This window comes from Lysinibacillus sp. UBA6686, assembly GCF_002455205.1.
In the GTDB taxonomy this organism is placed as follows: Bacteria; Bacillota; Bacilli; order Bacillales_A; family Planococcaceae; genus Lysinibacillus; species Lysinibacillus pakistanensis.
Map to the genome: position 1 here is coordinate 20,889 of NZ_DKJS01000079.1, position 13,513 is coordinate 34,401.

The window sequence follows — 13,513 nt, forward strand, 5'->3', positions numbered from 1 at the left end:
CTGAGCAGTTCTCTTCGCCACCCGAGCGCTTTCTTGTCCTGTCTGAGCAGTTCTCTTCGCCACCCGAGCACTTTTTAATTCTAATTTTATTGCATACGAAAGCACTATATGCTAACATGTAAGTAATCACTTGCATGAAAGGAAGTAATTTTTTGTCAACGAAAGGGACCGCTGATCGAATTATTGAAGCTGCATTACATCTTGTCAGTGAAAAAGGTTATACCGCAGCAACAACGAAGGCTATAGCTGAATTAGCTGGGGTTAATGAAGTAACCATTTTTCGCCATTTTGGTAGCAAGCAGGGCATTTTAAAAGCCATTATTGAAAAGTTTTCTTACTATCCTCTAATGCAGCAAGAGCTCACTACAAATGTGACATGGGATTTGGAAAATGATTTATTGAATTTCTCCCTAAAGCACTTTAATTTTTTAATGTCCATCAAAGACTTTGTCATGATTGGCTTTAAAGAGGGTCTACAATTTCCAGAAATTAACGAAGAAATTGCAAGTATCCCGCTTCTTATTAAAAATGAACTTGTTCATTATTTGAAGGAGATGCATCAAAGAGGGAAAATAAAAGAAATCAACTTTGAGGCAGCTGCATTATCTCTAATCGCTATGAATTTTGGACATTTTATGTCACGTGCACGCTTGGGGACTATTGTTTCAGAGATGCCAACGGAGGAATTACTTCAGACAAGTATTGCGATTTTTTCTAGGGGACTCGTTTCCTAGAAAAAATTTTTCCTACTAATGCAAGTAAGTACTTACTTATAAAGGAGGCCTATAGATGAAAGGTTTACAAGCTTTATTTCGTATAAAAGAAACATATATTGGTATAGTTGCTACCATCGCTTTTCAACTTATCTTTTTTTCAGTTTGGATGACTGCCTATGACGGTGTAAATGAGAGAACTGAAAATTTAAAAATTGGCGTTATTAGTGAGGATCGTGAGATGGGTCAAGAGGTAGCAAATGGACTGAAAACATCACTACCATTTGTCATCGAAGAATTCACTTCAATAAAGCGGGGTGAAGAAGAGTTGAATAAACGTCATATTCAAATGTTGTTGCATATACCAAAAAATTTTACTGCACAAATCCAAGCGGGAAATGAAGGAAAAATTACTTATTCGATTAATCAAGCTAGTGCAAGTATGGTTAAAAGTATGATGGAGAGTACCGCCAAACAACTAACAGAGGAAATCAATCACAATATTTTTCCACTAAAGCAAGAAAAGTCGATTGAAATGTTTTCCCAAAAGTTCGCCCAGCTTCCGTTAGAACAAAATATGGCATTACAAATTACAGATTCGGTTGAAGCTACAATTTTGCAGATAAAAGATCGTTCAATTGATTCCACAATCATTAAAACAAATAATGCAGAAGGATTTGCGGCAAACTTTGTACCACTAATGGTCATCATCTCATCATTTGTTGGTGCGATGGTAATGATTATGCAGCATCAACAGGCAGCACAACTAGTGCAAGCTTTCGTTTCAAAATGGCAATTGTTCCTAGCAAGGCAAATTATAAATATTGGAGTAGCTTTTGTCTTACCTCTATTAACGATTGCGTTAATGCACCTCTTTAATATTTCAAGTGAGGTAAGCTTCCTAACTATCTATCTCTTTCAAGCATTTATGTTCTGGGCATTCCTATGTCTCGCACAAGTTTTTGTCATGATTTTCGGCAATTTAGGTATGGTTTTTAATATTTGTGCCCTTTCCCTACAGCTTGTAACATCAGGTGTACTTGTACCAAAAACCATGCTTTCTGATTTTTATAACAAGCTAGCTTCCATTCTTCCAGCCACTTATGGAGCAGATGGCTATTACACGATTATTTTTGGCGGAAGTGCTGAAAACCTTCAGCAGAACAGTAGTGCATTAGGAATCATTATTGCTGTCACATTGATTATTTCCTTTATAGCCGTTGCTCTACAAAAAACAAAAAATAAAGAAATAACACCTACTACTATTCAATAAAAAAATGGTAACTCTGCTTTAAAGCCTTCTTGGATTTTTACCATTAGGTCAATTCTAATTAATTGTCAATAATCTCTTCCAGTGCTGCTTCTTAAATTTCATAGAGGGCCTCTGGTGCTATATCTTTAATTTTGCTCTCAATCAATATTGGAATGAAGCATCTTTAAAAATAGAGGGTTTAACATTCACAGCTCACAAACTTCAACAACTCCCTTCTATAATAAATGTCCGTATTATAGAAGGGCAATATCTCGCCTCTCATCTAACGAGAACAACAGTTAATGGCCAAATCGCAAAATTGCTGCTAATTGTTTATTTAATGTGCTTACACTATCTGCAAAATCTTGACGATACCATTGAATAATTAGACCAATAATTGCATTCGCCTGGTATGCACTATAATAATCAATAGCTATTTCATCATGTAACTTATGCTGAGCTGTAATATCTCTCTTGAGAAGTGAATAAATTCCATCAAATAGCATGTAATAATAGGTTAGCGGAACATTTTTTGAAAAAACGATGCGGTAAAACATTTTAAAGCGCTCAATATGATGAAAAATTCGTATGGTATTTGGATCTAATTGATTCTTGTCTAATGTCGTTACTGCACGGTATGGCTCCTCATAGGAATTATATAAATCCTCCATTATTTCCTGAAAGTACTCCTCAAATAACCCTTCCTTCTGCTCATAGTGCAAATAGAAGGTTCCTCTATTTATGTTTGCAACTCGGCAAATTTCAGCAATTGAAATGTTTTCGAGTGGCTTTTCACTTAGTAAAGTCATTAATGCATTGTGCAATGCTTGCTTTGTTTTGATCACTCTTAAATCATTTACTTTCAAATTTTCTCCCCCATATTCAACAGATTTGTTATATGTGTTCATTACTAAACAGTTCTTCATATTTTGCTTATTGAAATCGCTTACAAATATATTATATTATTTTAATGAACACATGTTCAATATCTAGCTTCATATATTGGAGAAATGTTCATGTAGATAGGGACATTTTCTAAAAAAATATACAGGAGGTCCTTAAGATGAGATTGGAAGGTAAAGTAGCTATCGTAACAGGTGCCGCATCAGGAATGGGTAAAGCAATTGCAGAAGGTTATGCAAAAGAAGGAGCACAGGTCGTAGTTTCTGACTTAAATTTAGAAGGTGCAAAAGCTGTAGTTGAAGGTATAGAGGCAGCTGGTGGCTCAGCGATTGCTGTTCAAACAAATGTCGCTTCAACAGAAGATTTACAACGCTTGTTTGATGAAACAAAAAAAGCTTATGGACAATTAGATATTTTAGTAAATAATGCTGGTATTATGGATGGAATGGAGCCAGTTGGTGAAATTTCTGATGAGCGTTGGGACAAAGTATTCGCGGTAAATACAACAGCTGTGATGCGTTCAATGCGTATGGCAACAGAGATTTTCCTTGCTCAAGGACATGGTGTATTTGTGAATAATATTTCTGCTGGTGGTCTCTACGGCGCTCGTGCTGGGGCTGCTTACACTGCTTCTAAGCATGCTGTTGTTGGGCTGACAAAAAACACAGCCTTTATGTATGCAGATAAAAATATTCGCTGTAATGGTATTGCACCAGGTGCAATTATAACAAACATTGCTTCTACCATGACAAACGTGAGCCAAGCAGGTGCAGCACGCCAAGGGCTTGGTTTGGCCATTAATCCCCGTGCTGGACAACCTGAGGAGATTGCACAGCTTGCTATTTTCCTTGGTTCAGATGAAGCAAGCTTTGTTAACGGACAAGTTATTGCTGTTGACGGTGGCTGGACTGCTTATTAAAAAATATAAGACACAACTCGATCTGAATTAGGTTGAGTTGTGTCTTTTTTGTATGAGGAAGAGAAGATTGTGTTCATCCATCTATCGTAAAGCTACGAATTTTTACAGTCAAATGCTCTTGTAGTATAACTGACTGCATTATATGTGACATTAAACTTAAAGTAAAAACAATATTTAATACTACTGACCTGTAACATTACTTATTACAAAATCGACTAAATGAAAAAGGAGTATGGTCATGAAAAAATTATATGTTGTTTTATTCTTTATTATAATAATTTATGGATGTGATGTTCCTAATCAATCACAGGATATCAATATGGACCCCGATATATTTCCTTACCCTCAGTTGCTAGAAGATATAAATGACAAGCAAGGTGAAATAGAGAATAAAGAGCGATTTGAAAAGTTTTATAATAATGTTCAGCAAAATAAAACAGATCGTATAAGATTAGTTAGATATACACATGAAGGTAATCTGGTGTTTTATTACCTTGAATATCAAAACGAAATAATCGATTTAACAATTGATACTCGAAGTAATATTTATGAGCAAAAAAGTCTTATTCAAACAAATTGTAACTCACTTAAAAAAGTACAAACGACCATTAGTGAAAAATACTCGCTTGAAGGCTGCGATCAACCTATCGCCAACAACCTTTTAATTATTGAGAAATAGTAGCTAGTCTTTTATTAGAAACTATTCTCTAAAAGGATCTCAATTTTTAATGAAGCTATAGACCATAATACTATGACTAGATTTAATGAAATAAGAAAAAGACACACGCTAGGATCAAAAATCCTGTATGTGTCTTACTCCATATTAGTTAATACATACTTTTACCTTTTCTTGAAGGGAATATAGAGCCTATGAAGGCACCTAGTAGAGCAGGCAATATCCATCCTAACCCAATATCATAAAAAGGTAGAAAATCTGAATATAGCTGTTCAACTGCTTCAAATAGACCAAATTTTACTGCTGGTATACTTGTAGCTAATGCTCGATAGCCGTCGATTAGACTTATGAAAAAAGTGAAAAATATGGCTGTTAAGTAAACAGCCTGCTTATTTTTAAATAATGAAGAGCCTAGTGCTAGTAAAATTAGCACAATTGCAAGTGGATATAAGAACATAAGCACTGGGATTGCATATTGAATAATATTCGTTAAGCCAAAGTTAGCGATGGTAAATGATACTAGACACAGTATGAACACAAACCATTTATAACTAATGTTCGGGAATACTTCGTGGAAAAACTCACTACAGGATGTAATTAAGCCAATACTCGTCTTTAAGCAAGCAAGGACAATAATGATTGCCAATAAAATAGCCCCAAATGAGCCGAAATAGTGATCGGCAATTGCTGCAAAAATTAAACCACCATTCTCGTATGGACCAACCGCTTCCATACTAGATGCCCCCATATACGTGATCAGTCCGTATATGAGCATCATTAATGCCATTGCAAAGATTCCTGATGTCCATGTGGCCTTCGCAATCTCCTTTCGATCCGTGATTCCTGCACTTTTAATGGCATTAATAACAACAATCCCAAAGGCTAATGATGCTAAGGCATCCATTGTGTTGTAGCCTTCTTTAAAGCCTGTCATAAATGCAGTATCTATATAGTCATCCATTGGCTGCTGAAAATGCCCCATCGGCCTTACAATACTAGTAATAATTAAAATAAATAACACTATTAAAAAAGCTGGTGTTAAATATTTACCGATATAATCCATAATTTTCGCTGGATTTAATGAGAAGTAATACACGATGGCAAAAAATACAAAGCTAAATAATACAAGTAGCAGTGTTGTATGCTGTGCTTGAATATATGGTTCAAAGCCAACGACAAACGGTACTGTGGCTGTTCGTGGTATTGCAAAAAATGGACCAATTGTTAAATACAGTGCTAATGAAAAAATCACCCCAAATAAAGGATGAACACGACTCGCTAAATCACGTAATCCGTTACTACCTGATAAACCAATTGCTAGTATACCTAAAAAAGGTAAACCGATTGCTGTTACTAAAAAGCCTATTAATCCAAACCAAAAGTTAGTGCCCGCTAATTGCCCAAGCTGGATTGGAAAAATAAGATTCCCCGCTCCAAAATACAGTCCGAAAAGCATTGTACCGATGACTGCATAGGTTGAGAAAGGTATTTTCTGTTGCATTTTTGATGTACTCCTTCGATGTAATTGACGATAGCAAATTATTTTAACCAAATGATTTTTCACTACAATTCAATCATAGTATCAGGCATTTATTATAAAAACAATAGTTTTTTCGTTTATCCTTATTCATCCCGCATAAAGGACTTACATCAAGGAAAAAAACTCCGTGAAAAATTCATTCGGAATGTCCTTGTTTCTTAGTCCAAAAGAAAAGAGCTGTCATTAGACAGCTCTTAGTTTGCTACAGACCACTCTACATGATCTAAAAATTTATAAACATCCTCATACACTTTATCACGCTCTTTATCTAACGTAATAATATGACCAGAATTTTCATACCAGATAATCTCTTTATCATCTGTTTTTACTGTATTTAGAATAAAAGGTGCACTCTCTTGATACAAATCATCATCTAAAGAACCTTGCATGACTAATGTTGGTGCCTGAATTGTCGATAGTTCTTCTCGCGTTTCAGTAGTTAAACGTGTCACACCATCTAATGAATCTTTAGGTGTAATACGCAGTTCATGTAATTCTGAAATAATTTGATCCTTTGATTTATTTTCAAAGTGTTTATATAAACGAGCATAATGGTATAAACGAGTAAATAAGCCTTTTGAGTTATCGCGTGTAATTGGTGCACACATGGCAACACATGCTTTTACAGGAAACTTCTCGGCTACTTTTAACGAGAAGACGCCGCCAAGTGAAATTCCTACTACTGCAATTTCTTCATAGCCTTTATTTTGTAGGAAGTTATAACCTTCCACAACATCGTTCCACCAGTCCTCTGGTTTTGTTTCTAATAATGCTTCTGGCTCTACACCATGCCCACTATATATTGGTGCATGAACGGTATAACCACGTTTGGATAAAAATTCTCCTAGCTTTTTTACATCTTTTGTGCTACCTGTAAATCCATGCAGTAATAGTACGGCTTTTTTGCCTCCCTCAATTGTTAGAGGTTGTGGCTTTATAAACTTCATTTTATAATATCCCCTTCACGGAAATTTGTAATTGTGTATTTTATGTGTCTATCTTAACACCCTTTATTCATAATGTACAATTTATAGTTTTTATCATATCAATGCATTTTACGCATTAACGATGTGAGGTTAAAACGTATTAAATAGCCTTTTCTTCATACTTTGAAAGTGCAAAATTTGGATTCGTTTATTTTCAGTACGAATTCTTTTTAAAAATTTTTATGTTACCTATACTTCCTACCCTTTTCTCGTTATAATGCAGTTAGCTCAAAAAATACGGGAATAGAGGTGTTGAGGAAATGGAGTGGCAACAATTAGAATATTTTGTAACAGTTGCAAAGCTTGAGCATATGACACGTGCTGCGGAAGCATTAGCGATTTCCCAACCAGCATTAAGCCGTTCAATTTCAAAGCTTGAAGAAGAATTGGGTGTTCCTTTATTTGACCGTCAAGGACGTTCCATTATGCTCAACCGATATGGGGAATTGTTTTTATATCGTGTTCAACGAATGCGAAAGGAATATGAAAAAGCAGTTTTAGAATTACAGGAGCTTAATAACCCTGAGCTTGGTGATGTCTCACTCGGTTTTCTACATACTCTTGGAACTAGCATTGTACCAGATTTAATTCGTGCTTTTCGTCAACATCACCCCCAAATCCGCTTTCACTTTACTCAAAATTACTCACACTCACAACTTAAGCAATTACTGGCTGGTGAACTAGACCTATGCTTACTGGCAGCAATTGACACAGAACCTCCTGTTTGCTGGAGGGAGTTATGGCGTGACGAGCTTTTTATCATGGTGCCCATTGATCATCCGTTTGCTCAACGTACAAGCATCAAAATGAAAGAACTGGAACAGGAAAATTTTGTTCTGATGAAAAAGGGATATGCATTACGTAGAACAGCAGATCGCTTGCTAAATGCCGCTGGGATTAAACCTAAAATTACGTACGAAGGCGATGAAGTATCAACAATTGCTGGTTTTGTGGGTGCCGGACTTGGTGTCTCACTACTACCAGATGACGAAGATTTAAATCCAAAAAAATTAGCTAAAATTCGTGTGGAAGATATGGTCTGTGAACGTATCATCGGGATGGCCTGGATTGAAAATCGTTATCTCCCACCTTCAGCAAGACAATTCCAACAGTTTGTTTTTGATTTTTATAAGAAAAGATAAAAATAAGCGGCAGGTTGCTAAGTCAACCCACCGCTTTTTATTACTTTCCTATATATTTTACTCGATATGAATAAATATCTGAAAAATCACCGTCAATCTCAAAAAGACCTTGCTTTGCTAGAGCTTTCAAGCGATTTTCGATAAATTCTTCATTTAAATAATCATCTATTGCACAAATTGTCTCACCAATGATGCGAGCTGGCAGCAACCATTCTTCATTCTGGTGAACATGTACTCTTTTTGCGCACTCGATTATAATCGCATCTAATGCATCTTCCTCTACATGCACAATACTATCTTTCCATATACGTAGTGTACTTGGGTGGAGTTTCAGGTTCTCCCATTCCTTTGCAAGTCGCTGACAATCATTTATAGAAAAACGTTTTGCCTCTGGACGAAGCTTCATTAACATTTCTGCTGAAAGCTCTCCTGTATGACGTATCGTCATGTTGGGCTGAATGCGTTTCAAACCTTCTGTGGCATCAATTCCATAGACCATACTACATTTGTTGATAAACTCACTCATAACATAACGTAAGCCAATCTCTTCATGTGTATTTTGACTATACCAAACCCAAACATCCACATCGCATGGTAATCTATCAATTTTTTTCATCCAATCTTGATGAAAATCCTCATACAATTCAAACTCTTCATGATCCCTAAAAACAAAGTCTTTAAGCCAATTTTTTCGTTCTTCTAGGTTATTCAGAGGACCAATCGAGAACACATCATTTATACAAATAACAGACTCTTCTCGTTGTAAATGGTTTTGTCGGATTGCATGTTTTATTGAACCTTGTGCGGATAAGCTAAAGGTGATATGTAAAATTGCCATGAACAATTCCCCCTTCTACTGTTTACTCAGTGCAATTTTTATGCCGATAAAGGTAAAGATAACACCTTGCACCATATTTAATCTTTTCGCAATTGCAGGCTTCCCAATTATCACTTTTCTTACTTTACCAGCAAAAATACTAAATAATGAAAATAGGAAAAGTGCTTGAATTAAAAAAATAATACCCAAAATAAGCATCTGTAAAGCCACATGACCATTAGATGGATTTACAAACTGTGGCAATAGTGCTAAGAAAAATAAGGAAACCTTTGGATTTAATATATTCATTAAAATTCCTTTTCTATATAACGCTACGTAGGCCTGGGCATTTTGTTGGTCCAATGTGAATGGATCGCCTTTCGCTCGAAAAGATTGCCACGCTAAATATAGTAAATATGCCGCACCCGCAAATTTCACAATAGAGAAAATAACAGTCGATTGATAAATAATGGCTGAAATACCAAGTACAGCAGCGCCAATATGCACAAGCAAACCTGTACATAAACCAAACGACGTAGCAATGCCTGCCTTTTTGTCTTGTGTAATGCTTTGTGCTAAAACAAATAAATTATCTGGTCCAGGCATTAATGTTAATATAATTGATGCTCCTAAAAAAGCTAATACTGTTGATAGCTCCAATCAAACTTCCCTTCTCTCCATTACTTTCAACCATTCCCAAAATGGTTTTATTGTCATTATACTACAGGACATTGCTGTCACCTGATGTTAGTTTATGACTTTATCATGAATTTTGGAAGAAAAAAATTATATACTTAATAATGCTCGTTTTTGCAATACTTTTCTCCTTCAATATCTTATAATGAACATAAATATATTGAAACAAGGTGCATTGTTTTAAAGGAAGAGGTGTTTGTCGATGGCAGTAAGTGATATTGTGGAGCAATATGAAGATGAGCATGGAGATATCTATTATAAAATGAAAACACATGACATTGAAGTGCGAGCTACACAAACTACAGGCTTAGCACCTGTACTTACCTATTGGATGGGTGCTAAAGAAATTACGGACGATATTCGCAATTTACGCTTCAGTCCTCGAGCCCCCTCAAGCTATATACAAGATTATGAGGAATTTCAAGCATTGCTCTACACGAAGGAGCAGCGTGCCATCAACCAACTTTATGAACAAATGAGTATCAAACCCAGAAATATGTCTTCGGGGAAACAGATATTATGGAGCTTCTTTGTAATTGTTATAGCTATGCTTCCACTACTAATAGCCGTTTGGTGGTTCAAGTAATATAGCTATGGTAAATCCTCGTTTACTCATCATTCCTCTCTCGTTTATTCAAAATTTTCTATTAATTTCCCCATTCAGCTTGACAGCAACATGGAAGTAGTGCATTCTTTAGTCAATTACCAAAAAACTGAACTTCTTTATCAAACATATTAATATACTAACGCACGAAGACCAGTACTTAGCAACTACTTGATAAGAGAGCAATGTCCATAGGCTGAAAGGCATGCACAAGAAGACTAATGAACCTCCTTCGTGAATCGTCCTAGCAAAACTAGGCGCAGTCTCAAGCGTTATGAGTAAAGTGGAATGTCAATGATGTTCAATGTAGGTGGTACCACGGAAAGCAAGCCTTTTCGTCCTAGTTTCTAGGATGGAAGGCTTTTTATTGTGAAGGTGTGAGCATTCGCTGAGGTAACAGAAACTAGTAAAAGAATAATTTAGAGAAATGAAGAAGGAGGAAAAAGGCGTGGAAAGAAAAAGGATTGTCGTCAAAATTGGAAGTAGCTCCTTAACCAACGCAAAAGGTGAAATTGATAAAATACGTTTAATGGATCATGTTCAAGCAATTGCTGAGCTAAAAAAATACGGTCATGAGGTATTACTTGTATCTTCTGGAGCAGTCGCAGCAGGCTTTAAACAGCTTGGCTACCCTTCACGTCCAGTAACAGTAAAAGGAAAGCAAGCCGCTGCAGCAGTTGGGCAAAGTTTACTCATTCAAACCTACAATACTTTATTTGGGATTTATGATATTGTACCTGCTCAAATTTTATTGACACGTACTGATTTTTCAAAAAAAGAACGTTATAAAAACGCTTGTGCCACATTTGAGGAATTACTTGAGCGCTCAATACTGCCTATTATTAACGAAAATGATACAGTCTCGGTCAGTGAATTAACCTTTGGTGATAACGACATGCTATCGGCACTTGTTAGTGGTCTGGTTCATGCTGATCAACTCATCATATTAACAGATATCAATGGGCTATATAATGCCAATCCCATTAAAAACCCTCAAGCCAAACGCATTGATCGCTTAACAGAGGTGTCTGATGAAATGTTAGGCTTTGCAGACGGATCAAGCTCTAAGGTTGGTACAGGTGGCATGGAATCCAAATTGCTTGCAGCGAGAGCAGCCTTAAATGCTGGTGTCAAAGTATTTATAGGAACTGGGCATGGCGCGAATAAGCTTGTAGATATTATGGAAGGTCGTGGAGATGGTACATATGTTGAACATGATGCACTCGCAGTTCTAACAAATAATAAACAGTGGATTGCACTCACAGAGGTATCTGGTAAAATTTTTATTGATAGTGGTGCAGAGCATGCGTTATTAGCAAATGGGAAAAGTTTACTGCCTGCCGGTGTCTTTTATGTAGAAGGTGATTTCGAGAAAGGCGATGTTGTAGAGGTTTATAGTGAAAAGGGATTGCTTGGTCGTGGTGAGGTTTTATACTCTTCCCTTGAGTTAGCACATGCGATGGGAAAACGAACAGCTGAGTTGGCAAACTACCCAATTGAGGTTATTCATCGAGATAAATGGCTAAAAATTCAAACAAATCAAGGAGGAATTTAGATGACAAGCGAAGTTCAACTAAAAGGAAAACTGGCAAAAGCCGCGAGCTATGTGTTAAATATTAAAACTACTTGTGAAAAAAACGATGCTCTTACAAAAATTGCAGATCAATTAATAGTGGATCAGGATACTATTATCGCTGAAAATGCAAAGGATTTAGCTTATGGTGAGGAGCAAGGAATGCCTGTTTCGACACTGGATCGTATTATGCTTAACAAGGAACGAATAGAAGCAATGGCAAACGCTATCCATCTACTTGTAAAATTAGAGGATCCAGTAGGTAATTTACTAGAAAAAATAGAAAAAGATAATGGGCTACTAATTGAAAAACGGTTGGTACCAATTGGCGTTATCGGAATGATTTACGAAGCCCGTCCTAATGTAACTGTTGATGCGGCAACATTATCTTTGAAAACTGGCAATGCAGTCATTTTACGTGGAAGCTCTTCAGCTAAATTTTCCAATGTAGCAATAGTGGCAAGTATTCATCGTGCACTTGAAAAAACCTCAATTCCTGTTGATGCAGTACAATTAATTGAGGATACAAATCGAGAAACTGCAAAAGAATTGTTCCATCTAAAAGAATACTTAGATGTCTTGATTCCTCGCGGTGGAAAGGCACTCATTGATTTAGTAGTAAGAGAAGCCACTGTACCTGTCCTTGAAACAGGTGCTGGTAATTGTCATATTTATGTGGATCAAACAGCCGATTACATAAAAGCAGAAAAAATTTGTTTAAATGCAAAAACACAGCGGCCTTCTGTGTGTAATGCAGCAGAAAGCTTACTTATTCATCCAGATTGGTTTAAGGAATATGGACCACAGCTTCTCAGCACTTTGCACCAGGCAGGCGTCACAATTATTGGCGATGAATTCGTTTGTCAAGCGCTCGATTTCGTTCTTCTAGCTACGGAAGAGGATTATGCAACTGAATATTTAGATTTAAAGGTAAGCGTAAAACTAGTGGAAAATGTGTATGAGGCAATTGAGCACATTAATAAATATGGTACAAATCACTCTGAAGCTATCATTACAGAGGATCAACTAGTGGCAGAAACGTTCTTAAACAGCGTAGACGCAGCAGCTGTCTATCATAATGCTTCTACTCGTTTCACAGACGGTTTTGAGTTCGGCTACGGCGCTGAAATCGGCATTAGTACGCAAAAATTACACGCTCGAGGCCCTATGGGTTTACCAGCCCTTACCTCTACAAAATATTTCATTCACGGTAATGGGCAAATCCGTGAATAATAGTAGAAATAAAAAGTAAGCCAGCAGTTGATATACGCTGTTGGTTTTCTTTACTTTTCACGATTGGTTCCGCTAACTTTGTAGAACCTTTCCTCTTAGCTGAGTGAAGGCTTTTCTTGGCCGAGCGACTTTCTCGCTTACCTGAGCGGGGGTTCTCTTGGACGAGGGCTTCACTTGGGCCGAGCGACTTTCTCGCTTACCGGAGCGAGGGCTTCTCCTGGCCGAGCGACTTTCTCGCTTACCGGAGCGAGGGCTTCTCTTGGACGAGCGATTCTCTCGCTTACCTGAGCGAGGACTTCTCCTGGCCGAGCGACTTTCTCGCTTACCGGAGCGAGGGCTTCTCTTGGACGAGCGATTCCTCTCGCTTACCTAAGCGTGGTCTTCTCCTAGCCGAGCGATTTTAGCTGGTACCTGAGCGGGGGCTTCTCTTGGCCGAGCGACTTTAGCTGGTACCTGAGC

At 37.1% G+C, this 13,513-nt stretch carries 13 protein-coding genes; 8 read left to right on the forward strand and 5 right to left on the reverse strand.

Annotated elements, in window-relative coordinates; all coding sequences use genetic code 11:
- Positions 1-152 precede the first annotated feature (152 nt).
- Positions 153-734, forward strand: a complete 582-nt coding sequence (locus B2R82_RS21160) for a TetR/AcrR family transcriptional regulator (RefSeq protein ID WP_286926885.1) — start codon at positions 153-155, stop codon at positions 732-734.
- A gap of 55 nt (positions 735-789) precedes the next feature.
- Positions 790-1,986: a YhgE/Pip domain-containing protein gene (locus tag B2R82_RS21165; protein WP_286926886.1), complete on the forward strand. Its 1,197-nt coding sequence runs from the start codon at positions 790-792 to the stop codon at positions 1,984-1,986.
- Positions 1,987-2,264: 278 nt separating this feature from the next.
- Here the strand turns inward: B2R82_RS21165 and B2R82_RS21170 are convergent, their stop codons facing one another.
- Positions 2,265-2,831, reverse strand: a complete 567-nt coding sequence (locus B2R82_RS21170) for a TetR/AcrR family transcriptional regulator (protein WP_286926888.1) — start codon at positions 2,829-2,831, stop codon at positions 2,265-2,267.
- A 197-nt stretch (positions 2,832-3,028) separates the two neighbouring features.
- Between B2R82_RS21170 and B2R82_RS21175 the strand changes: the two genes are divergently transcribed.
- A complete protein-coding gene (locus B2R82_RS21175) occupies positions 3,029-3,787 on the forward strand; it encodes an SDR family oxidoreductase (protein ID WP_286926890.1) in 759 nt (252 codons plus the stop codon).
- A 238-nt stretch (positions 3,788-4,025) separates the two neighbouring features.
- The gene (locus B2R82_RS21180) at positions 4,026-4,466 is read left to right on the forward strand and encodes a DUF4362 domain-containing protein (protein ID WP_286926892.1); all 441 of its coding nucleotides are present in this window, start codon (positions 4,026-4,028) and stop codon (positions 4,464-4,466) included.
- A 148-nt stretch (positions 4,467-4,614) separates the two neighbouring features.
- On the opposite strand, the gene brnQ is transcribed toward B2R82_RS21180, so the two are convergent.
- A complete protein-coding gene (gene brnQ / locus B2R82_RS21185) occupies positions 4,615-5,964 on the reverse strand; it encodes a branched-chain amino acid transport system II carrier protein (protein WP_286926894.1) in 1,350 nt (449 codons plus the stop codon).
- Positions 5,965-6,197: 233 nt separating this feature from the next.
- Positions 6,198-6,950 carry an alpha/beta hydrolase gene (locus B2R82_RS21190; RefSeq protein WP_283871822.1) on the reverse strand — a complete coding sequence of 251 codons (753 nt, stop codon included), beginning with the start codon at positions 6,948-6,950 and terminating at the stop codon, positions 6,198-6,200.
- A gap of 299 nt (positions 6,951-7,249) precedes the next feature.
- Here B2R82_RS21190 and B2R82_RS21195 point away from each other — a divergent pair, with 299 nt between their 5' ends.
- On the forward strand, positions 7,250-8,131 hold the full coding sequence (locus tag B2R82_RS21195) for a LysR family transcriptional regulator (protein WP_286926896.1): 882 nt from the start codon (positions 7,250-7,252) through the stop codon (positions 8,129-8,131).
- A 40-nt stretch (positions 8,132-8,171) separates the two neighbouring features.
- Here B2R82_RS21195 and B2R82_RS21200 read toward each other — a convergent pair whose 3' ends face one another.
- Complete coding sequence (locus tag B2R82_RS21200) at positions 8,172-8,969, reverse strand: DUF1835 domain-containing protein (protein ID WP_286926897.1); 798 nt, start codon at positions 8,967-8,969, stop codon at positions 8,172-8,174.
- Between the two features lie 15 nt (positions 8,970-8,984).
- The gene (locus B2R82_RS21205; RefSeq protein WP_286926899.1) at positions 8,985-9,608 is read right to left on the reverse strand and encodes a LysE family translocator; all 624 of its coding nucleotides are present in this window, start codon (positions 9,606-9,608) and stop codon (positions 8,985-8,987) included.
- Between the two features lie 238 nt (positions 9,609-9,846).
- Between B2R82_RS21205 and B2R82_RS21210 the strand changes: the two genes are divergently transcribed.
- From B2R82_RS21210 to B2R82_RS21220, 3 genes are all read left to right on the forward strand, one after another.
- A complete protein-coding gene (locus tag B2R82_RS21210; protein WP_286926900.1) occupies positions 9,847-10,230 on the forward strand; it encodes a sodium:proton antiporter in 384 nt (127 codons plus the stop codon).
- A 466-nt stretch (positions 10,231-10,696) separates the two neighbouring features.
- Positions 10,697-11,803 carry a glutamate 5-kinase gene (gene proB / locus B2R82_RS21215; protein ID WP_286926902.1) on the forward strand — a complete coding sequence of 369 codons (1,107 nt, stop codon included), beginning with the start codon at positions 10,697-10,699 and terminating at the stop codon, positions 11,801-11,803.
- Positions 11,804-13,054, forward strand: coding sequence for a glutamate-5-semialdehyde dehydrogenase (locus B2R82_RS21220; RefSeq protein ID WP_286926904.1), 1,251 nt, complete (start codon positions 11,804-11,806; stop codon positions 13,052-13,054).
- Positions 13,055-13,513 lie beyond the last annotated feature (459 nt).